Annotated in this window: 14 protein-coding genes; 7 read left to right on the top strand and 7 right to left on the bottom strand. The window is 67.0% G+C overall.

The window, feature by feature from the left end; genetic code table 11:
• Positions 1 to 318, bottom strand: coding sequence for a 50S ribosomal protein L24 (gene rplX / locus ON27_RS04695; RefSeq protein ID WP_040864865.1), 318 nt, complete (start codon positions 316 to 318; stop codon positions 1 to 3).
• 1 nt (position 319) lies between these two features.
• Entirely contained in the window at positions 320 to 688 is a 369-nt protein-coding gene (rplN, locus tag ON27_RS04690; RefSeq protein ID WP_039795505.1) for a 50S ribosomal protein L14, read from the bottom strand.
• A gap of 337 nt (positions 689 to 1025) precedes the next feature.
• Here rplN and ON27_RS04685 point away from each other — a divergent pair, with 337 nt between their 5' ends.
• Positions 1026 to 3074, top strand: coding sequence for a M13 family metallopeptidase (locus ON27_RS04685; protein ID WP_245559779.1), 2049 nt, complete (start codon positions 1026 to 1028; stop codon positions 3072 to 3074).
• Here ON27_RS04685 and ON27_RS04680 read toward each other — a convergent pair.
• Positions 3005 to 3730, bottom strand: a complete 726-nt coding sequence (locus ON27_RS04680) for a type IV toxin-antitoxin system AbiEi family antitoxin domain-containing protein (protein WP_051046228.1) — start codon at positions 3728 to 3730, stop codon at positions 3005 to 3007. The genes ON27_RS04685 and ON27_RS04680 overlap by 70 nt on opposite strands.
• A 133-nt stretch (positions 3731 to 3863) precedes the next feature.
• Positions 3864 to 4526, bottom strand: coding sequence for a TetR/AcrR family transcriptional regulator (locus ON27_RS04675; RefSeq protein WP_043719853.1), 663 nt, complete (start codon positions 4524 to 4526; stop codon positions 3864 to 3866).
• 100 nt (positions 4527 to 4626) lie between these two features.
• Here ON27_RS04675 and ON27_RS04670 point away from each other — a divergent pair, with 100 nt between their 5' ends.
• Both ON27_RS04670 and ON27_RS04665 read left to right on the top strand, forming a co-directional pair.
• Positions 4627 to 5016, top strand: a complete 390-nt coding sequence (locus tag ON27_RS04670) for a cupin domain-containing protein (protein WP_043719850.1) — start codon at positions 4627 to 4629, stop codon at positions 5014 to 5016.
• A 112-nt stretch (positions 5017 to 5128) separates the two neighbouring features.
• Complete coding sequence (locus ON27_RS04665) at positions 5129 to 5569, top strand: nuclear transport factor 2 family protein (RefSeq protein WP_043719848.1); 441 nt, start codon at positions 5129 to 5131, stop codon at positions 5567 to 5569.
• Positions 5570 to 5614: 45 nt separating this feature from the next.
• Here ON27_RS04665 and ON27_RS04660 read toward each other — a convergent pair whose 3' ends face one another.
• Complete coding sequence (locus tag ON27_RS04660; protein ID WP_157227085.1) at positions 5615 to 6739, bottom strand: DUF6545 domain-containing protein; 1125 nt, start codon at positions 6737 to 6739, stop codon at positions 5615 to 5617.
• Positions 6740 to 7024: 285 nt separating this feature from the next.
• Between ON27_RS04660 and ON27_RS04655 the strand changes: the two genes are divergently transcribed.
• Positions 7025 to 8002: an ABC transporter substrate-binding protein gene (locus tag ON27_RS04655; protein ID WP_051046227.1), complete on the top strand. Its 978-nt coding sequence runs from the start codon at positions 7025 to 7027 to the stop codon at positions 8000 to 8002.
• Between the two features lie 44 nt (positions 8003 to 8046).
• Positions 8047 to 9426 (top strand): SagB family peptide dehydrogenase, encoded by a 1380-nt coding sequence (locus tag ON27_RS04650; protein ID WP_051046226.1) that lies wholly within the window; start codon positions 8047 to 8049, stop codon positions 9424 to 9426.
• 95 nt (positions 9427 to 9521) lie between these two features.
• On the opposite strand, the gene ON27_RS04645 is transcribed toward ON27_RS04650, so the two are convergent.
• Positions 9522 to 14618 (bottom strand): non-ribosomal peptide synthetase, encoded by a 5097-nt coding sequence (locus ON27_RS04645; protein ID WP_043719836.1) that lies wholly within the window; start codon positions 14616 to 14618, stop codon positions 9522 to 9524.
• Positions 14619 to 14659: 41 nt separating this feature from the next.
• A complete protein-coding gene (locus ON27_RS04640) occupies positions 14660 to 19270 on the bottom strand; it encodes a non-ribosomal peptide synthetase (protein WP_051046225.1) in 4611 nt (1536 codons plus the stop codon).
• A gap of 401 nt (positions 19271 to 19671) precedes the next feature.
• On the opposite strand from ON27_RS04640, the gene ON27_RS04635 reads away from it, so the two are divergent.
• Both ON27_RS04635 and ON27_RS04630 read left to right on the top strand, forming a co-directional pair.
• Complete coding sequence (locus ON27_RS04635) at positions 19672 to 20430, top strand: thioesterase II family protein (protein WP_043719833.1); 759 nt, start codon at positions 19672 to 19674, stop codon at positions 20428 to 20430.
• 16 nt (positions 20431 to 20446) lie between these two features.
• The gene (locus tag ON27_RS04630) at positions 20447 to 21769 is read left to right on the top strand and encodes a beta-ketoacyl [acyl carrier protein] synthase domain-containing protein (protein ID WP_043719831.1); all 1323 of its coding nucleotides are present in this window, start codon (positions 20447 to 20449) and stop codon (positions 21767 to 21769) included.
• Positions 21770 to 21774: the final 5 nt, after the last annotated feature.

Here is a 21774-nt window from a genome sequence, read left to right as displayed (position 1 = left end):
TCAGATGTCCTTCCCGTTTTTCCGGGAGATCCGGACCCGCTTGCCGCTCTCCTCGTCGGTCCGGTAGCCGATACGGGCCGGCTTGCCGTCGGAGTCGACGACCATCACGTTCGAGACGTGGATGGGGGCTTCCTGGGTCACGATGCCGCCCGAGGAGGCGCCGCGCTGGTTGGCGGAGTTCGCGACGTGCTTCTTGATCCGGTTCACGCCCTCGACGAGAACCCGGTTCTCCTTCGGGTAGGCCTGGATGACCTTGCCCTTGGCGCCCTTGTCCTTGCCCGAGATGACGAGCACGGTGTCACCCTTGTGCACCTTCATGTCAGAGCACCTCCGGAGCCAGCGAGACGATCTTCATGAACTTCTTGTCGCGCAGCTCGCGGCCGACCGGGCCGAAGATGCGGGTGCCGCGCGGGTCGTTGTCCGCCTTGATGAGCACGGCCGCGTTCTCGTCGAACTTGATGTAGGAACCGTCCGGACGACGGCGCTCCTTGGTGGTGCGCACGACGACGGCCTTGACGACGTCACCCCGCTTCACGTTGCCGCCGGGGATGGCGTCCTTCACGGTGGCGACGATGATGTCGCCGATACCGGCATAGCGACGCGACGAACCGCCGAGAACGCGGATGCAAAGGATCTCCTTCGCGCCCGTGTTGTCGGCGACGCGCAGTCGCGACTCCTGCTGAATCACTTCAGCGTCCTCCTTGACCTGGACGTATGTGCACGCCGGATTGCCGACCCGACGGGCATGGTCGGTTGCCCTCCGGACGCGCGCCTGCCAGCGGTTTTCCTCGGTTCGAGCAAGAAACGCGGAACCAACCACTGGGGGTTCACTGCCGGATTGCGGGCACAGCTCCCGCAGGCAACCGGTCCAGTGTATGGGAATCCGCAGGTCGTTCCCAAATCGGGGCCACGCGACCGGGCCCATTCCCCAATCCGGGCCTGCCCGCCTCCGCGCCGGTAGCCTCGTGTCCTGCAAGGCTGCCTTCGTACATCTGCGGCAACGCCGCGTCGGGGAGAGGATTCTCGTGACATCTACCGGTCGGCCAGCGAAGCTGGATCGTCGTGCCTTCCTGATCGCGCTCGGAGCGGTCCCGGCCACCGCCGCCCTGGTCGCGTGCTCGAACGACGCCGAACCCGCGAGCCGGACGCTCACCGGCGTCGATCTCACCGGAGCGGACGAGACGATCCGGCCGCAGGACGACCTTTACCGGCACGTGAACGGCAAGTGGCTGCGGGACTACCAGCTGCCGCCGGACAAGGTCGCCTTCGGCTCGACCAGCGAGGCGGCCGAACGCACCCAGCAGCAGCTGCGGGAGATCATCGAGGGGATCCGGGACCCGCGGCCAGGGTCGGAGGAACAGCAGATCAAGGACCTCTACGACGCGCGGGTGGACTGGGACGAGATCGAACGTCTCGGCATGACGCCGCTGGCGCCGCTGTTCGCGAAGATCGACGGCGCCGCCACCAAGGCGGATCTGGCGAAGGTGATGGCCGAGCTGCCGATCGGCGGGCTGATCGGCCTCGGCATCGGCGTCGACCGGAAGAATTCCGACGCCTACATCCCTTCGGTCGGACAGTCCGGCCTCGGACTCGGTGAGCAGTACTACCGGAAGCCGGAGTACGCCGAGGTGCTCGCGCAATACCGGATCTTCCTCGAGCGCATCGCCGCGGGCGCCGGGCTGGCCGACCCGGCCGGTACTGCTCAGCGGGTGTTCGACCTGGAGAAGCGCATCGCGCCCGCGCACTGGGACAACGTGCGCAACCGGGACACCGACGCCACGTACAACGTGTACAGCTGGGCGGACATGACCGCGCTCGCCCCGGGCTTCGACTGGGATCCGTGGCTGGCGGGGAACACCGATCGCCCGCGCGAGCTGTTCGCGACGATGGTGGTCAACCAGCCGTCGTACCTCACGGCGGCCGGTCAGCTGTGGACCGAGGTGGACATCCCCACCTGGCGTGACTACCTGAAGCTGTACGTGCTGCGGGAGTTCGCTCCCTATCTGCCCAAGGCCGTCAACGACGCGAATTTCGACTTCAAGGGCAAGGTGCTCAACGGGCAGGACGAGCGGCCCGAACGCTGGAAGTACGGTGTCGGCATCGTCGACGAGCATCTCGGCGAGCAGCTCGGGAAACTGTACGTGGCCAAGCACTTCCCGCCCGACGCCAAGGAGCGCGCCAAGGAGATGCTGGCCGACGTCATCGCGGCGTACCGGGAGAACTTCACGAATTCCACCTGGATGTCGCCCGCCACCAGGACCGCGTCGCTGGAGAAACTGGACAAGATCGATCCCAAGATCGGCTACCCGGACAAGTGGGTCGACTATTCGAAGCTGACGATCACCAAGGGCAAGCTGATCGAATCGCTGCTCGCCGTCAACGCGTTCGAGGTCAAGCGTGCGTTCGCGCGACTCGGCACGCCGGTCGACAAGGCCGAGTGGGGCATGTCGCCCCAGACGGTGAACGCCTACTACTCGTCGACCTCCAACCAGATCGTCTTCCCCGCCGCCTACTTGCAGCCGCCGTTCTTCGACAAAGACGCGTTGCCCGCCGTCAATTTCGGTGCGGTCGGGTCTACCATCGGCCACGAGATCGGCCACGGCTTCGACGACCAGGGCTCCAAGTACGACGGGGACGGCAACCGGCGGGACTGGTGGACGCCCGAGGACCGCGCCGCGTTCGACGCCAAGGCCAAGCAACTCGTCGACCAGTACAACGTGCTGGTACCGGAGGGACTCGAGCCGAACCAGCACGTCAACGGTGAGCTCACCGTCGGCGAGAACCTCGCCGACCTGCGCGGACTGCAGATCACGCTGGCCGCCTTCCGCATCGCCGAGAAACGCCGCGGGGTCACCGATCCGGACTACCGCACCATGTTCCTGTCCTGGGCCCGCAGCTGGCGCGAGAAGCAGACCAAGGAACTCACGGTCCGCTACCTCGCCGCCGACACCCACTCCCCCGCCGAATTCCGCTGCAACCAGGTGGTCCGGAACCTCGAGGAGTTCTACAAGACCTTCGAGGTGAAGGAAGGCGACAAGTTGTTCCTGCCCGCCGACCAGCGGGTGACTTTCTGAGTCGGAATGCCGCACCGCGCGGGCGCGGTTCGCGCCTGCCGGTCGCGGTCCGGTCGCGACTCGACGAGCATCCGCCGCACGGGTGATTCGGCTCGGCCGTCGGCCAGTGCGATCAGCTCGGCGGCTTGCCGGCGCCCGCGCCGCCCGGCGTGCTTGTCGAGTTCGGTGGACAGCGCGGCGCGGGAGAGTCCGCAGCGCAGTGCCGCGTCCAAGGTCGCCAGCGCGTCCATCCGGGGCAGAGTGCGAGCGAGATCGACAGCCGTGCGCACCGCGCCGGTGACGGCCGTGCCGTGGACCGAGACCAGATCCACCGGATCTGCTCGCTCGCGATGCACGACCAGCCGATTGGAGCGAGCGGCCCGAATGCCGAGCACTTCGGTCGGGTGGTCGGCCAAGACCGAGAATCCGTGCAGCTCGGCGGCGGTGCGGTAGGCGGCGGCCACCGAGGCCACTCCCATCGACAGGCGTGCGGCCTCGACCCGCAGTTCGGGCGAGGCCGGGGTGGTGGCCTCCCGATATACCCCATGGAAGACCCGCACCCACTCACCGCGGTCGACCCGTGCGCGCAGCTCGGCCCGGGAATACTCGCGCTGTATCTGCCGAGCGGTGAAGACGCCGAATTGCTTGTCTCGCAATTGCTCCAAGCCAGATCGCATGCCTCCAGCATGACCACCGCGCCACCGCCGATCCCCCACACAACCGACCCCTGTGAACAACACGCCAGTTGTGGATTACTCACCATCGGTAGTGGAAGGGCGTTCCGAGGCAACGCCACAACCCACCATTCGACTACCGTTCCGCCAGCAGGCCCGCGATGAGGGCGTCGAGGCCGAGTGTGTAGGTGTTCCGGGTGGCGAGGGTCACGTAATTGGGGCCGAGAGCGGCTAGACGAGGGAATGTTTCGGCATCGAGGTCGGCGAAGACTCGGGCGCGGAAGGTGGGGCGATCCTCGGCGGCCCGGCGGGCGGATCGGGCGCGCACGATGAGATCGCCTGCCGTGTAGTACCAGATGGTGCGATAGGCGGCGACGGCGCGCTCCAACGACAGGCCGCAGGCCGCGAAACCGTCGATGATGGATTCGCTGACCCACAGCGCCGAGACGCCGAAAAGATCGTCCGCGGCGAGTATCTCGATGATCCACGGGCGGGCGGCGAGCACATCGTGCATGGCGCGCGCCGCGACGCGGACGCGCTCCCGCGGATCGTCCGGCAGATCCGGCCACGCCACCCGATCGGCGTAGTCGTCGAGCAGCAGCCGGAGCAGGTCTTCTTTGTCGCGGACGTGGTGGTAGAGCGCCATCGGCGTGCAACCCAGGTCGGTGGCCAAGCGGCGCATGGTCAGCTTTTCGACCCCCTCGGCATCGATCACCGCGTTGGCCGCCGCGACGATCTCCGTACGGGAGATCCGCGCAGGTCGGCCGGTGCGCTGGGGCTGTGACGGAGACCTCGGCATGGGTCCATCATCGCCCATCCACCGAATCGGAGGTGGACACGGGCGGTCCGCCGGGTTAGTTTCTATACATGTATAGAAACTCAGCCTCGAGGGGAGCGGCATGAACCACACACCCATCGATTTGTTCAGCCGAGCCGTCCATTTCGGCGGAGACGGCCGGGTAGCCGCCGGTGAACGCCGGATGAGCACCGGTGACGGCGGCTGGCAGCTCGCGACCTTCCACGTCGAATCCGACGCCGACGTGCACGCCGACCACTGGGAAGTCCACCCAGGCAGTGACGAAGCGGTGTGCTGCCTGCGCGGCGCGCTGCGCCTCTACCTGCGACCGGAACGCCCCGGCGGCGACGAGACGATGGTCCGTCTCACGTCCGGGACCGCCTTCGTCGTGCCCCGGAATCGTTGGCACCGGATCGAACTCGACGAACCGTCCGACATCATGTCCGTCGGCCTGCGCCACGACACCCGCCAGGAGCCCGTCGCGATGGGCTGATTCGGTCGCCACTGTCCCGCGCGTGACGCGCGCGGGAACGGGCGTGCCATAGCCGCATCGCGACGTCCGATTACCGCCGGTTCCGGTCCGGCCGGACGACCAGACTGGCCGCATGACTTCGTCCACGAGCGCATCGATGACCGTGTTGACCGCGATGTACGCCGCGGAAGCGAAATATCTCGCGGAGGGCGGGCCGGGCAACGCCTCATTCGAACTGCTCGCTCCGTACTTCCACCCTTCGGTGGTGCTTCATCAGGCCGAGAATCTGCCCTACGGCGGAATCTGGCGTGGTCATGAGGGTCTGGAGCGGTTCTTCCGCGCGATGAGCGACACATGGGAGGTATTCGATCTGCGCGATCAGCGCTTCCTCGCGACCGGGGAGACCGCCGTGGTGCACACCGATGTGCACGCACGAGCACGCGCGACCGGCCGCGAACTCACCTTCGCGATTCTGCAGACACTCACCTTCGTCGACGGCCGCATCGCCGAGGTGCGACCCTTCTATTGGGATACCGCCGCGGTGGCGGCCGCTTGTGCCGAATCTGCCCCGTAGCACCACCGCTACGGCCTTCCGCGCGCTCCCACTCGCGAGTATCTATCACGCCGTTCGGGCAGAAGCGTTCGATGCGGGCACATTCGGGCCTTTCGGCGACCGCGCCATGCGCCGGACGGCGGACCACGCTGCGCGTCCCCATCCCGACAGGCGAGCCGGACCGTCCTGTGCACCCGCTGGGTCGACGCCGCGCGGCCACCGGCGCGCCAGGTCCAGCAGGTAACCCAGCTGATCCGCGTGATCACCGGGGGCTACGGGCGCGATCGCGCCGCACTGTTCCAGCCGCGCCGCAGAGGCGACGCGAACGGCCTGGTGACGGTCGGCCGCCGCCTGCCGGCTGACCGACGCCGGCGCGTACTGCCGGAGCACAACCAGCGCGTCCTGGATCTCCACCGTCATCCGGTACAGGCGTGATGCCGACTCGAAATGGTGCTGGCGCAGTACGACTTCCGGAACCGCCGTCGTGAGATCACGCCACAGGGGCCGCAACCGGCGGCAATAGCGAGCGTCCCGATCCAAGCCGGCGCGTATCGCCAACGCATCCAACAGCGGAATCGATACGAGGGCCGCGAGGATGCCGAACGCGACGATCGAGGCAACAGCCCATCCGAGACCGGGAGAGCCCGGCACAGCGCCACCCGCTACTTGGATGACCCCACCCGTAGTGGACACCACGCAGTAGATCCCGAACACGAGCAGCGCCGAGTACGTCAGTCGCTCCCGCAGGACCGGCGTCCCCAGCCGGAGTTCCCGGACGCACGCGCGAGCGAGCAGCACGCCGATACAGCCGGTGAACAAACAGGTCACCGACCACAACAACCCTTCCCAGTCGACGGCCGAGCGCAAGTCGACGCCGAGCCGCTCCGACACCGCGCATACCCAGGTGATCAGCGCGAACATCGCCGCAAAGGTGTTGTATCGGCGTTGCCGCGCGTCGGCGCCCGCTGTGCTGGCACCGTCCAGCAGCCGAGCGACGCCATAGGAATAGGCCAACGAGAACACGCCGAGACTCATGAACAACTGTTGCCCCAGCGCCGCGTCACCTCCGACCGTAGCCACCAGGTAGCCGATCAGCACGGCCGCGACGTCGCACCGCAGTGCGCGATTGATCAACTTGTCCGCTACAGCGTCGTTGACCAGCAACCAGCGTCCAATGGACACTGCGACCACGAAAATCATCGTCACGGCAAACACAACGGGCGGTGTTGATGTCATCGTGATGCACAGTAGAACCCCGCGGACACGGCGGCCAATCGAGCCGCGCTTCGCGCACAGGGATCACTCCGAGGCACTGGGCCACAACGACACTCGAACGCATGCCTCCGGCCTCTGCCGAGCGGTGAGGTCAGCCGCTCGGGCCACCTTCTCAGGAATCCGCAAGATAGGTTAGCCTTGGCTGAGTTTGGCTTCTGATAGGCCGAGCTGGGGAGGTTCCCCGATGAAGGAGGTTCAACGATGAAGCGTGTTCGAGCACCCCGCGTGTGGACGAGGGCGGCGGTAGCCGTACTGGCCGGTGCGCTTACTCTCGGCGTCACCGCGTGCGGCTCGTCGGACGACGATTCCACTTCCGGCGATCGGATCACCATCACCCACGCGCGTGGAGAAACCACCATCGAGGGAACCCCGAAGAAGATCGTCGCCCTCGGCAACCAGTGGCTGGATGCCACTCTGGCGCTCGGGGCGAACCCGGTCGGCTACGTCGACACCATCGCCATGGTCTCCCAGAGCGCGCCCCCGTGGGAGCCGAAGTCGCTGGAATCCGCGAAGGTTCTCAACCCGATGGGCAATATCGCCGAGCAGGTCGCCGCGCTGGAGCCGGATCTCATTCTCGCCGATACATTTCTCGCCGATCAGAAGAATTACGACGAGTTCACCAAGATCGCGCCTACTCTGCCCGGCCTCACCAAGGACACCGTCACCCCATGGCAGGACCAGGTGACCGCACTGGGCAAGGTGCTGCGCAAGCAGGATGAGGCGAGCGCGGTGATCTCGAATGTGGACAAGAAGATCGAGGGGATCATCGCGGCCAACCCAGGACTGAAAGGCAAGACCTTCGCCAGCACCTGGCTGAGCGGGCCCACCCAGCTGATGGTGCTCACCGACCAGAACGACGGCTCCGCCAAGGTATTCGCCCAGCTCGGCCTGACCATCCCCAAGAATCTCACCGAGCAGCCCTCCAATCAGGGTCGTCTGGCATTGTCGCCGGAGCGCGTCGACGAACTCACCGCTGATCTGTTGTTGGCCGGCTACTCCCCCGGCATGGACGAGGCCTATCGCAACCTGCCGGGATACGCCGCGCTGCCCGCCGTGAAGAAGGGCTCGGTCGTGTTCCTGACCACTCAGGAGATCAGCGCGGTGAACCAGCCGACCGCCCTCTCGGTGCCCTACATCCTGGACAAGATCTCACCCGCGTTCGCCGCTGCCTCGAAATAGGTAGCGTCCCGATCGAATTGGTTCGACAAGCGGAGGTTAGCGGTTTGCCCGCTGTCAGATATCCCGACCAGACCAGATTCGCCCTGCGGGACGGCGCCACCTGCCTGACTCTCCCCACGGGCGCGATCCTGCTGAATCCGCCGCGCAACGAGAAGCTGACCGGCCTCCCCGCCGGTCAGCTCCAAGCGCTGAAGACGCTCAACCGCGGCCCCGCGACAGTATCGGAGATGTCCGCGGCAGCGGGCGGAGCCGATGTCACGGACTTGATGGACCGGCTTGCCCGCAGTGGCTGGTTGACTGTGACGATGCGCGACAGCGGGCGTGACCTCTACACCCTCCGCCCGTTCGCACTGCCCGGCCCCCGACCGACAACTCCGTTCCCCGGACCGGTGACGCTGTCGAAGTTCGCTGTGCTGCACCGGGACTCGAACGGCTTCGTGCTGGAACACCCGCTGGCTTGGTGCGATCTGCGCATCCACGATCTGCGGCTGCTCACACTGCTCGATCAGCCCGCCGCAGCCGATACCGATCTGCCGCACGCGCTCATCTCGCGGTTCACCGAAGATCTGCACTGGTGCGGCTTCCTGGTCGCGGATTCGGACGCGGAGGACCGGCAGTTCACCACCTGCAGCTGGAACCCGCCGGATCTGTGGTTCCATCGCCGCAGCACCCTCGGCGACCGCACCATCACTTGGGAGAACTTCGGCCCCACCAAGTGGGCGAAGGGCAGGTTCCCGCAGCCGCCGGCGCGCAAGGCGAGTTATCCCGGCGAGCCGGTGTCGCTCACCGTCCCGGATCTGGCGGCCGCCAGGGCCGATGACCCGACCTTGACGGCTGTGCTCGAAGACCGCGTTTCGACCAGAGCCTTCGATGACGCGCGGCCGATCACCAGCGATCAGCTGGCGGAATTGCTCTATCGCACAGCCCGGACCCGCAGCACGCGCCCGGCGGGCGAGGGTGAGGAACTGGTATCCCGCCCGTATCCCTCGGGCGGCAGCGTCTACGAACTCGAGATCTACCCGATCGTGCGCAACGTCGCCGGCCTGGCACCCGGGATGTACCACTACGACTCGTTCGACCACGTGCTGCGGCCGGTCGCGGCGGCGGATTCGCCCGCGGTGGCCCGGCTTCTGAAGTCCACGTCCGCGACGTTGACCAACGGCGCCGAACCTCAGGTTCTCCTCGTCATGGCGGCACGGTCCGGCCGGGTGATGTGGACCTACGAGCAGGTCGCCTACGCCGTCATCCTCAAACATGTCGGCGTCCTGATGCAGACGATCTATCTGGCGGCGACCGCCATGGGCTTGGGCGCGTGCGCCCAAGGATTCGGCGACACCGCCGCTTTCGTCGCGGCGGCGGGGGTCGATGAACTGGAGGAGTGCAGCGTCGGCAGCATGATCGTCGGTTCGGCGCCGCCGCGCTGACCGGATCGGCCGCGAACGTTTCCCGCGAGCACGTAAAAATACGAGGTCCCAGCGCTGAGAAGCGCTGGGACCTCGTTTTTCGAAGCGCGGGCGGCTCAATTGCGCGCCGACCAGGATTCACGCAGAGCCCGCAGCGCGTCGTCGTCGAGGCCGGAGACCGACATCGGGGCGTGATGACGATCCTCTTTCTCCGGCTCGTCGGACTCGGCGGTAGGCGGATTCGCGATGGCATCGTCCACCGCGGCGGCCAGCTCCGCGATCGTGAAGTGCTCGAATACCATCTGCGGCGCCAGCGGCAGCCCCGACTCGCCGGCTCTGGCGGCCCATTGGATCGCGATGACGCTGTCGCCGCCGAGTGCGAAGAAGCCGTCTTCACGCCCGACGCCGGTGATGTCGAGGAGCTCTTCGAGAATCGAAGCCAGGGTGCGCTCGGTGTCGGTTTCCAGCGACGCGGGTGCGTTCTCATCCCGATGATCGGAGGCCACCGCGGTCGACGCCTGATGTACGACCGATCTGGTGGCATCCCAGCCCTCCGGCAGGATGTCCAGTTCACCGAGCGCTCGATCGGGCTGCTCGGTGAAGGCTTGGATCACCCGCACCAGCACATCGGCGAAGATCTCGCCGGTCGTCGCGTCGTAGAGATCCGAGTTCACCACGACACGCGCCGTCAGGTCACCGTTGGGCTCCGCGGTGTAGTCGAGGTGGAAGTCCATGAACGAGACTTCGTAGTACTTGGCGATGCTGGTCACGACCGTCGCGCCGTCCTCGGTGAGGTCGGTGGGCTGCACGCGGTTGCGGAAGTGCATCACCACCTGGAACAGCGGATTGCGCGACAGCGACCGGGGCGGGTTGATCGTTTCGACCAATCGCTCGAAGGGCACGCCCTGCCTGGTGATAGCGTCCAGCGCCGAGTCACGCACCCTGCCGAGCACCGCACGCGGCGTCGGATCACCGGACAAGTCGTTGCGCAATACCACCATATTGGCGAACAGGCCGATCATGTCCTCGGTCACCGCATCGAGGCGATTCGCGACGGCGACGCCGATCGGCAGGTCGTCGCCCCCACCGAGCGCGTGCACGGTCGCGGCACTCACCGCCTGGCACAGCATGAAGTCGGTCGCGCCGGCCGCCTCGGCATGCGCCTTGGCGATCTGCCAGGTGGCCGCGGGGACAACCCTGCTGGTACTCAGGCCATCGTGTCCCAGCACCGCTGGACGCGGCCGGTCGTGGGCGACGGCGATCTCGTCCGGTATTCCGGCCAGCGCCTCGCGCCAATCATCGAGCAGCGCCTGCCCGTACGCGCTGGCTTCGCCGCGACCCGGCCCGCGGTCGAATACCTCGCGCTCCCACATCGCGAAATCGGCGAACTGGATGGCGAGTTCCGGCCAGTCCGGTGATTCGCCGCGCAACCGGGCACGATAAGCCCGCGTGAGATCGGCGACGAAGATCTGGCACGAGCGCCGGTCGGCGATGATGTGGTGCATCAGGATCGAGAGCACATGCGTCTGCGGATCGAGGACCAACAGGCGCAGCCGCAACAGCGGTTCACTGCGCAGATCGAAGACGTAAGCGGCGTCCTGTGCCAGTTCCCGCTCCAGCTCGGCGGCGGCCTCGAGGGTCCCACCGCCGAGTTCGATGGTGGGCACCGGCACCGGGCCGGCCGGGTGCACGTGCTGGTACGGCGTTCCTTCGTGCTCCGGGAAGGTGGTGCGCAGCGACTCGTGACGGGCCACGACGTCATCGATGGCGCCGCGGAGGGCTTCGAGGTCGAGCGGACCGTCGAAACGGAGGGGGTACGCGACGTTCTCGCCGTCGATCGCGCCCTCGAGCCGCCGCTGCAACCAGTACACCCGTTGCGAGTACGACAGCGGGATATGTTCCGGCCGCGGCCGTCGCACCAGGTCCGGCCGGGCGGACGCCCTGGCCTCGACAACGGCTCCGGTCTCCCCGACCGGCTCCCCGCCGGGCTCGTCGAGTGCGGCGACCTCATCGATGTCGACGCCGAACTCGTCGAGGAACTGGGCGACCAGATACGCGCTCAGCCCGGTGACGGTGGGGGTGTCGAATGGAACGCGCATGTCGATCTCGATACCGAACTCCGCCCGGATCATCGAGATCAGCCGCGCCGCCAGCAACGAGTGGCCTCCGAGTTCGAAGAAGGAGTCGTCGGCGCCGATCCGGTCGCGGTCGAACAGCCTGCGGTAGAGGTCGGCCACCCGGATCTCGGTCGGCGTCCGTGGCTCCCGGTAGGTGCGCGTCAGCGTCGGTTCGGGCGTCGGCAGCGCGCGCTTGTCGAGTTTCCCGTGCGCGGTGAGCGGAATCTCGTCGATCACCGTGAACGCCATCGGGACCATGTAATCGGGCAATGTCGCCGCGATATGCGCGCGGACCGCGTCGACATCGAGGTCGGCGCCCGGCGCGGGCACGAGGTAGGCCGCGAGTATAGGACCGAGCGACTCGTGCTCGGTGACCACCACGACGGCGTGTGCGACATCGGGGTGGTCGGTGAGGGCGGCTTCCACCTCACCCAGTTCGATCCGAAAACCGCGCACTTTGACCTGTTCGTCCGCGCGGCCGACGAATTCGATCTCTCCGGCGGCGTTACGGCGGGCGAGGTCTCCGGTGCGGTACAGCCGTCCGCCCGGCAGGAACGGATCGGCGACGAAGCGTTCCGCGGTCAGGCCGGGGCGATGCAGATAGCCGCGGGCCAACTGGCGACCGCCGAGATAGATCTCGCCGACTACGCCGTTCGGCACCAGTTGCAGGGCCTCATCGAGAAGGTAGAGGTAGACGTTGCGATTCGGGACACCGATCGGCACGATGCCGGTGCCCTGCGGACCCTCGACCGCCATGTGCGTGGAGCACACAACCGCTTCGGTCGGCCCGTAGTGGTTGCGCAACTCGGCGTCGAACAGCGAGGTGAACCGGTCGGCAACCTCGCCGGGCAGAGCCTCACCGCCGACCGGGACGTGTCGCAGTGTCCTCCAGTCGTTGACGTCGGGGAGCATCAGGAATGTCGCCAGCATCGAGGGCACCATGTGCAGCACCGATATCTCATGGCGGGTGACCAGGTCGGCGACATAGGGAATGTCCCGGTAGGCGTGCGGTTTCGGGATGACCACCCGTGCGCCCGCGACCAACGTGAGGAAGATGTCCGCCACCGATGCGTCGAAACTCACCGAGGTCGATTGCAATACCCGGTCCTGCGCGGTGAGGTCCCATTGCGCGACGAAGCTCGTCAGATGCTCGGCGATCGCCTCGTGCGGAACGGAGACGCCCTTCGGCTTGCCCGTGGAACCCGAGGTGTAGATCACGTACGCGGTGTTCGACGGTCGCAACGGGGCGACCCGTTGCGCATCGGACGGATTCGTGTCGGGCAGCATAGCCGCGGCGGCCTCCGCCGCTTCGAATGCCGCGGCATCGAGGGTCGACCTCGGCCGGGCGTCGCCGAGCAGATAGTCGATCCGCTCCTCCGGGTAGGCGGGATCGATCGGCAGGTAGGCCGCGCCGGCCTTGAGCGTGGCCACGGCCGCGACGACGAATCCGACGGAGGTCGCCATTCGCAGCGCGACGATGTCCTCGGCGCCGATGCCTTGGTTGATCAGCCAGTGCGCCAATCGGTTCGCACGCTGGTTCAGCGTGTGGAAGCTGAGTTCGATCTCGTCCGAGGCCACGGCGACACGCTCGGGCGCCGCGGCCACCTGGTCCTCCAGCAGGGCGACCACCGTAGTCGGCTGCTCGGGGACGAGCGTGCCATGCGAGGCTTCCAGGACCTCGGCGCGATCGGCGCCGAGCATGTCGATGTCGTGCAGCCGCCGGTCCGGCTCGCGCAGTGCGCTGTCGAGCAGCTGGATGTAGTGGTCGAGGAACTGCTCGACGAGTCGCTCGTCCAGTTCATCGACCAGATAGGTGGCCTCGACGCGAGGCTCCGCGTCGTCGAGAATCACCATCAGGCCCAGTTCCTCCTGGGCGACCGCACTGCCCAGCGCCAATTCGGTGCACTCGATGCCGCGGAGGTCGAAACCGTTCGCGGCGCTGCGCGTCGTGAAGCTCAGCTGGACGAGCTGCGCCAAGCCGTCTCGTCCGGCCACCCGTTCGGGGCTCACCGCGCGGATCACCTCATCGACGCCGGCACGCTGGTGGGCGAATGCGTCGAGGCAGGTGGTCTTGGTCGCATCGAGAAGGGTGGCGAAGGTCTCGTCGCCATCAGGGGTGGCGCGGATCAGCACCGTGTTGCCGAAGTAGCCGATGAGGGCCTCGGCGCCGCGGCCGGTGCGGTTGCTCACCGGCACCGATACGAGGAAATCCGTCGCCGCCGTGTAGCGATGCACCACCGCCTCGAACGCCGTGAGCAGCACGGTGAACGGGCTCGCCGAGTGCTCGCGCCCGATGGCGGCGACCCTGCTCAGAAGCTCCGGCGCCAGTCCTCGCACGCAGCGGCCTGCGTTCTTCGACCGCGCGCTTCCCGCGCGTCTGCCCGGCAGCTCGAGCCGCTCGGGCAGCGGAACCAGCTCGGCACGCCAATAGTCCAGGTCGGCAGCCGGGATTTCCTCTTCCTGTGCGGCAGCGTCGACATCCACGTATTGCGCGTGGATCTCCGGCAGCGCGCCATCCCGATAGGCCGCGTTCATCTCGGCGAAGAACACCGGCCAGGAATCGTCGTCCCAGCTGATGTGGTGAACGACCAAAATGAGGATGTGCTCGGCCGCGCCGGTGCGCACCAGCGTCACGCGCAGCGGCGATTCGACGGACAGGTCGAAGGGACGAGCGAACTCCCGGCGCGCGAGTACCTCGATCCGCCGGCTCCGGCCGCTTTCCGGCAGTTCGGTGAGGTCGTGCTCCTGCCAGGAGAAATCGGCCTCGGCGCGCGAGACCTGATACGGCTCGCCGGACTTGTCGACGTGGTAAGTGGTACGGAGGATCTCGTGCCGGGCGACCACGGTGGCGCACGCCGCGCGGAGCCGATCGGGCCGCAAGTCACCGTCCAGGCGGTAGGCGACGCACACGTTCAGCGTGGTGTCGTCGGGATCGAGCTGCTGCACGAACCACATGCGGCGCTGCGCGGCCGAAAGCGGGCTCGGCTCGCCACCGCTTCGGGCAGGCACGGTCGTCGGCGTAGGCGCCTGCAGGTTCTGCTCACGCAGTCGCTGCTGCAGCAGTTGCTTCCGACGCTCGAGAATATCTTCTGACATGGTCGTCCTTCAGTCGACGGGGGCGCTTGCGGGTCGGCGGATCACAGGTCGGAAGCCGCTGTGCGGTCGACCGAGATCGGCGACAACGCGCGTTCGAGCGATGCCACGGCGGCACGCCAGATTTCGGCGAACCGATGCACGTCGGCTTCGGTGAACACGGCGTCGCTCCAACGCAGCAGAGTGACCAATTGCGGGCCCGCCGGCGTCGCGTGCACCGCTGCGATCACGTCGATCGCGTGCCGGAGCGGGAATTCGGGTTCGGGCGACATCGGAAGTCGCTCGAGCAGTTCGGTGTCGGTCACCGGCGTCCACGGCTTGTTCGCACCGACGAGATCGAGGCGCCCGAGATAGTCGAACAACACCTGCGGCTCCGGCGCGCCGACGAGTTCGGGTACTTCCTCGAGATAGCGAAGCACGCCGTAATCCAGACCGCGGTTCGGTATCTCCGACAGCTGTGCGGCGATGGCATCGATGAGCGCCCTGGCCGTGCGCGGATCCTCCTGTGCCGCAGCGAGATCCACGTAATTCGCACCGGCTCCGAAACGCGCCGGGAATATGCTCGTGAACCAACCGACCGTACGCGCCGTATCGATGTCTTCGCCGAGCAACGCGTCTTCGCGACCGTGGCCTTCCATCGCGACGTATGCCCCGCCGGTCGGATCCTGGCCACGCGAGACGCGCCAAGTCGCCAAGGTCATGGTGAGCGCGGCGAGGAGGAACTCGCGGACGCCGAGTTCGCCGGCAAGGCCATCGAGGATCGCGGCCGTCGTCTCGACCGGGAGGAGTACGGGGTGGACGTGACACGAGGACAACGTGTCCGTCTTCGGATCGGGACGCCGTGCGCCGAGCACCGGATCCGGTCCGGTGGATTGGCGCAGCCAGTATTCGCGCTGGGCGGCGACCTCCGCGGCGCCGGCGCGCGCCCGGATCCGCTCCGCCCACAGGCGGTACCCGGTGTACTCGCCCGCTGGAGCCAAGGCCGGGATCTGCGCGGTGGCGATCTGATCCGGTGCGGTGAGCCGGGCCCAGCTCTCAGCCAGATCGGCACAGATGATGTACCAGGAGACCGGGTCGACCGCGATGTGATGGATCGAAAGCAGGAGCAGATCGGGGGCTTCGGACCGGGTGAACCAGACCGCACGCACCAGGTCACCGGCGAGCGGGTCGATCCGCGCCGCGGCGCTGCGCGCGTGGGCCGCGAGGTTCGCCCGGAAGTCCGCGCCCTCCTGCACCCGGGTCAGGATGTCGCCCGCGCGGACACAACCCGGCGCGCGGGTGTACAGGTCGTATCCGGTGGCGGTCTCGCTGAAGCGGGACCGCAGCAGGTCGTGCCCGTCCAGGACGGACTGCAGCGCGGCCTCCAGTCTCGGCTGGTCCACTCCCGGGGGAAGCTCGAGCAGGGTGCACAGCGACAATCTGCGATATCCGCCGTACTCGTGCATCCACGACAAGATCGGAACCCGGCCGATGGCGCCGTAGTCCTCCGCAGTCGCCGCGCGGCCCGGCGTCGCTCCGGAATCGATTCGCGCGGCCAGTTCCCGGATCGTGCCCGCGGTGAGCACCATGCGCGGGCTGGTCGATATTCCCCTTCCGCGAAGCGCGTTCACCAGCGAGATGGCGACGATGCTGTCGAGGCCGAACTCGACCAGATCGTCTTCGACACCCGGCTTCGCGCCCCCGGTCAGTTCGGCGACCACGGCGCAGAGGCTGCGTTCGGTCTCCGTCTTCGGGGCTTCGCCGCCTGCGCTGGACAGCGCTTCCCGCGCTGTCACCTCCAGTTGCCGGGTGTCGAGCTTGCCGTTGGTGGTCACCGGCAGGGCGTCGAGGGCCAGAATGCGCTGCGGAACCATGTAGGCGGGCAGGCGCTCGGCGAGGTCTGCGCGTATCCGGGCGGTCGTGCCGTCCGCGCCGACCACGAACCCCACCAGTGCCGGGCCGCTCGGGCGGCGGACCGCGATCACCGCGGCCGCGCACACCTGCGGCAACGACAGCAGCGCGTTTTCGATTTCACCTATCTCGATGCGGTAGCCGCGAATCTTCACCTGGCCATCCGCGCGTCCCAGATACGCCAGCTCACCGGAGGGCAGCCGCTGCACCAGATCGCCGGTGCGATACATCCGTTCACCGGAGCGGAATGGGTCCGCGACGAATCGTTCCGCGGTGACACCCGACTTCCCCACGTAACCGCGGGCCAGCTGCGCGCCGGACAGATAGAGCTCACCGACGACACCGTCCGGGACCGCACGTAGTCCCGAATCGAGGACGTATCCGGTCATGCCCGCCGTCGGAGCGCCGATCGCCGGCGTCGCGGCGGCGTCGGTCACCGAGGCCACCACGGCCTCGACCGTGGTCTCGGTAGGCCCGTAGCAGTTGTAAACGGCGGTATTCGGCAGCGCGCACAGCTGTTTCCACAACGGCACGCCGATGGCCTCGCCGCCCAACGCCAGGACCGCCGGACCGGCGGTACCACGACCATCGATCAACCCGGCTTCGGCAAGCTGCGCGAACATCGAAGGTGTCGTGTCGATCATGTCCACTCGATGCCGGTTCATACCGTCGACGAGCCGTTGCGCGTCCCGCATCTCCTCGGCGCCGAACAGGTGGATCATGTGGCCGTCGAGCAACCCGATCAGCGGCTGCCATGAGGCGTCGAAACTCAACGACCAAGCGTGCGCGATCCGCAGCGGCCGACCCAATCGAGCCACCGCCGGGCGATAGACCCGGTCGCGGTGGTCGGCGAAGTAGCTCGCCAACGCCGCGTGGGTACCCATCACGCCCTTGGGCTCTCCTGTCGAACCGGACGTGAAGATCAAGTAGGCGCACTGCGCGGGCTCGAACGATGGCGAGGCCATCGCCGAACCTTTCGCGGTCATCGCGTCGCTCATAGCCAGCACCGGGGGCAGGCCGCCGACTTCGGCCAGTGCGGCGGCGCCCGCGCCGTCCACCAGTACCAGGCGCGGCTTCGATTGCCGCACGATGGATTCGATGCGCGCGGCAGGTAGGTCGATGTCGACCGGAACGTACGCGGCCCCCGCGGCGAGCACCCCCAGGATCGCCACGATCGACTGCGCTGATCGCGGCATGGCGAGTGCGACGACGTCTTCGGCGCCGATACCGCGCTGTGCCAGCACAGCCGCCACGCGGGACGCGGCCTCGGACAACTCACGGTAGGTGTACCGCTCGTGTTCGGTGGTCAGCGCCAGCGCGTCGGGCGTCGCCGCGACCTGGCGGGCGAACAACTCCGGCACCGTCGCACCGCGTACGTCCTGCGCCGTCGCCTCCGGAGGTCGTGGACGTTCGTGCGGTAACAGCACATCCAGCGCACCCTGATCCCCGTCGCCGAGAGCCGGCAACCGGCGCAGGACGGAAACGAGCCGGGCGACCAGATCCGAGACGGAAAGCCGGCCGAGCAACGCGGGGACGGCCTCGACTCCCACCGACAATTCGCCGTCCAGCAGATACGACACCACCGCCAGCGGGTAGTGGGTGAGGCCTTGCGATACCGACATCTGGAACCGGGCGCCATCGCTCGTGGCGATCGTTCCGAACACGTCGGCCACGGGGGCGTTCTCGAAGACGAAAAGGGTGTCGAAGAGCGCGCCCCGGCCTACCGCGCGCTGGATGGCCGACAGGCTGAGGTAACCGACGTCCCGCATCGCCGCTGCCTCGCGCTGCAGCTGCGCGCAGGTTCCCGCGACGCGTTCGGCATCGAATTCTCCCGCGCCCAGCTGGATTCGCACGGGGATGGTGTTGATGAACAGGCCGATCATCGTCTCCACGCCGGACAGCTCATCGGGCCGTCCCGAGACGGTGGTGCCGAACACCACTTCCTGACGGTCGGTGAGCCTGCCCAGCACGAGAGCCCAGGCGAACTGCACCACGGTGTTCATGGTGAGCCCGTGCGCGCCCGCCCAGCGCCGCAGCCGGTCGGTGTCGACCGCGTCCAATGTCAGCTTGTGCACCTCCGGCACGATCGTGTTGACGATCGAGGACGAGCGGTCACCGAGGATGAGCGGCTCGACATCGCCGAGATAGTCGGCCCACAGGCGCAGATCCGCTTCGCTGTCTCGGGCCGCCAGCCAGCCGATGTAGTCGCGGTAGGGCCGGGGCGCGGGCAGCGCGGCGGCCGACCCTCCCGCCTGATACACCGCGAAGACCTCGCGGAAGAACACGCCGAGCGACCATCCGTCCATCAGGATGTGGTGCGCGGTCAGGATCATCCTGCGCGACCCGTCGGGCAGCGTCGCGAGCACGACCCGCAACGCCGGGCCGCGCTCCAGGTCGAAGCCGCGCCGCGCTTCCGATTCCGCGATGGCGGCGAATTCGTAGGTGTCAGCGGCACGCTCGAACCAGGGCAGTTCGATGGAACGCGGCACGATCTGCACCGGCCTCGGCAGATCCCGGTCCCAGAACACCGCGCGCAGGTTGGCGTGCCGCCGCACGATCGCCTCCACGCTGCGACGCAACAGCGCCACATCGACCGGGCCGGTGATCTCGACCTCGATCTGCATGATGTAGAGATCGTCCGCACCGGCCAATTCGGCCAGGGAGAACAGGCCCTCCTGTAACGGGCTCAGCGCGAGCACGTCTTCGATTTCCGGCAGCGCCGCCGAATCACGCGCGGCATCGGGCGCTTGTGTCTTCTCCGACATGAAGCCGAACTCCTCAGCGGTTGTTCTCGGACATCAGCAAGACAGCGAAAGTGCGGATCGAACTCACCTACCTGTTGCCTTGCACCTGATATCCCTCAGGCCCGCTCAACCTAGCGACTTAGGTTAGCCTACACAATATAGCCTCGCCAGTAACCCGGGTCGGATCAGGCGCGAAGCGCGCCCGACGACGCCCCCACAGGCGGAGTCCGTTGGCCCACAGGGCAATACCCGCGCGGACACGTACAGGTGTCCAAGTTATGATAGCCTTACCTACCATTCGGCTCGAGGCGCGTCACAGCGGACCGTATGCAGGAGGGCACGGGATTTCGGTCCCGGCGCTCGATGTGCGGCCCTCCTGGTGCGGATCGTCGAGCGAGAGCGATCGAGATGTGGAGTAGTACATGCAGCGCAGACCGAGTTGGATCAGGCAGTTCCACAAGCCGAATTCAGCTGAACTTCTCCCACTCTTGATCTTTCCGCATGCGGGCGCGGGCGCCTCGTCCTACCGCGTCTTTTCTCAGGCGTTGAGCAAGAACTTCGACGTCATCGTGTTCCAATACCCGGGGCGTCAGGATCGAGCCACGGAGCCGGCATCGAGCACCCTGCCCGAAATCGCAGCGGGCGCCTTCGCCGAATTCCGGCAGTCGGAATACAACCGCGGTGTCCCGATCATCACTTTCGGCCACAGCATGGGAGCGCTGGTCTCGTTCGAGTTCGTACGGCTCGCGGAGGCCGCGGGTATCGATGTGCGGCAACTCACGATCTCGGCGGCGGTCGCGCCATGCCACGTGGCGGACAAACCGCCGCACCCGACCGATGACCAGGAAATCCTCGACCATCTCGGCATGTTGGAGGGCACCAGCGCCGATGTCTTCGCGAACCGGGAGGTCATGAAGATGGCGCTGCCGGTCATCAAATCCGATTACCGGGCATTCGATGCCTATTCCTGCGCCGACACCGTCAAGTTGGCGACTCGCATCCACGCGATCTGCGGCGATCAGGATCCGGTCGTCACGATGCGGGACCTCTATGGCTGGGCCACGCACACCGACGAAATCGAGGTCACGATGTTCGACGGTGGGCACTTCTATCTGAACGACCACGCCGACGCGATCGCGGAGTTGTTGGCGCCGTGCGCGCAACCCGTTCGGACAGTCTGAGTAGCGAGGATCCGTCATGACCACAGCGACGGCCGAAAGCCGCGATCACTTAGTCATTTCCGGAATGGCCGTCGAGGCGCCGGGCGGAATCGACAGCCCCCGGTCGTTTTGGTCCGCGCTTGCCGAATCGAGAGAACTCGTCGGGCCGTTCCCGCGCGACCGGGATTGGCCGCTCGACGATCTGCTGTCGGTTTCCCGCATCGATGGATGGGGAAACGTCTGCGACGCGGGCGGATTCCTCGACGGCGCCGCGGATTTCGATCCCTCGTTCTTCGGAATCACGCAACGGGAAGCCATCGCGATGGACCCACAACAGCGGGTCGGCATGCGGGTGGCATGGAAGGCACTGGAAAACGCCGGAATCAATCCCGGCGCGCTCGACGGCGAGGACGGCGGCTGCTTCATCGGCGCATCCCCGATGGAGTACGGCCCGCGAGGCGCGGAGGTCAACGCCTACAGCGGACATCGGATCGTCGGCTTCGGACAACTGGGCGTCGCGGGCCGGATTTCACACTGCTTGGGACTGGGCGGACCGTCGATGTGCATCGACTCCGCGTGCGCGTCGTCGTTGACCGCATTGCATCTGGCCGCCGCGGCGGTACGAGCGGGAGAATGCGAATGGGCGCTCGCCGGGGCCGTCTGCGTGATGGGATCGCCGGTGGCGTTCTACGAATTCGCGAAGAACAACGCCCTTTCCGCTGATGGGCATTGCCGATCTTATGCCGACGACGCCACCGGCACGCTCTGGAGCGAAGGCGCGGGTGTCGTAGTCGTCGAGCCCGAGTCGCGCGCCCGTCGGCTGGGACATCGGATCCACGGCCGCATTCTGGCCACCGCTACCAATCACAATGGCAAGGGCAAGCCGATCCTGGTTCCCCGCGCGCATGCCCAGGAGCGGCTGATTCGCAAAACGATCGATATCGCCGGGATCGACCCCGCCGTTGTCGGAATGGTCGAAGGACACGGCACAGCCACTCGCGCCGGCGACCCGGTCGAGTTGACCGCACTGCAGAATACCTACGGCCGCGCGGGATCCGATGTGATGTTGGGTTCCGTGAAATCGAACGCCGGACACGCGCAGGCCGCAGCGGGAATGCTCGGATTGATCAAGCTGCTGCTGGCCGGTGAGCACGGTCACATCCCGCCGAGCCTGTTCTCGGAGAACCCGACCACCAAAGTGGATTGGGATCGGTCGAGCTTGCGGCTGGCTACGAAACTGCTGCCGTGGGAGCCGGCGAACGGCGCGCGCTACGGCGCCGTGTCCTCGTTCGGCGCAGGCGGAGCCAATGCGCACGCAATCATTGCGATGCCCGTTCGTGAGGAGCGCGACGATTTCTGACTATC

Source organism: Nocardia asiatica NBRC 100129 (assembly GCF_000308415.1).
Classification (GTDB): Bacteria; Actinomycetota; Actinomycetes; order Mycobacteriales; family Mycobacteriaceae; genus Nocardia; species Nocardia asiatica.
Note: the sequence above shows the minus strand (reverse complement) of the source record. Positions and strands in the feature narration are given on the sequence as shown.

Coding starts and splice junctions, on each gene's coding strand:
- rplX (WP_040864865.1), bottom strand. CDS start 318: ATGAAGGTGCACAAGGGTGACACCGTGCTCGTCATCTCGGGCAAGGAC.
- ON27_RS04680 (WP_051046228.1), bottom strand. CDS start 3,730: ATGCGATCTGGCTTGGAGCAATTGCGAGACAAGCAATTCGGCGTCTTC.
- ON27_RS04675 (WP_043719853.1), bottom strand. CDS start 4,526: ATGCCGAGGTCTCCGTCACAGCCCCAGCGCACCGGCCGACCTGCGCGG.
- ON27_RS04670 (WP_043719850.1), top strand. CDS start 4,627: ATGAACCACACACCCATCGATTTGTTCAGCCGAGCCGTCCATTTCGGC.
- ON27_RS04665 (WP_043719848.1), top strand. CDS start 5,129: ATGACTTCGTCCACGAGCGCATCGATGACCGTGTTGACCGCGATGTAC.
- ON27_RS04655 (WP_051046227.1), top strand. CDS start 7,025: ATGAAGCGTGTTCGAGCACCCCGCGTGTGGACGAGGGCGGCGGTAGCC.
- ON27_RS04645 (WP_043719836.1), bottom strand. CDS start 14,618: ATGTCAGAAGATATTCTCGAGCGTCGGAAGCAACTGCTGCAGCAGCGA.
- ON27_RS04640 (WP_051046225.1), bottom strand. CDS start 19,270: ATGTCGGAGAAGACACAAGCGCCCGATGCCGCGCGTGATTCGGCGGCG.
- ON27_RS04635 (WP_043719833.1), top strand. CDS start 19,672: ATGCAGCGCAGACCGAGTTGGATCAGGCAGTTCCACAAGCCGAATTCA.
- ON27_RS04630 (WP_043719831.1), top strand. CDS start 20,447: ATGACCACAGCGACGGCCGAAAGCCGCGATCACTTAGTCATTTCCGGA.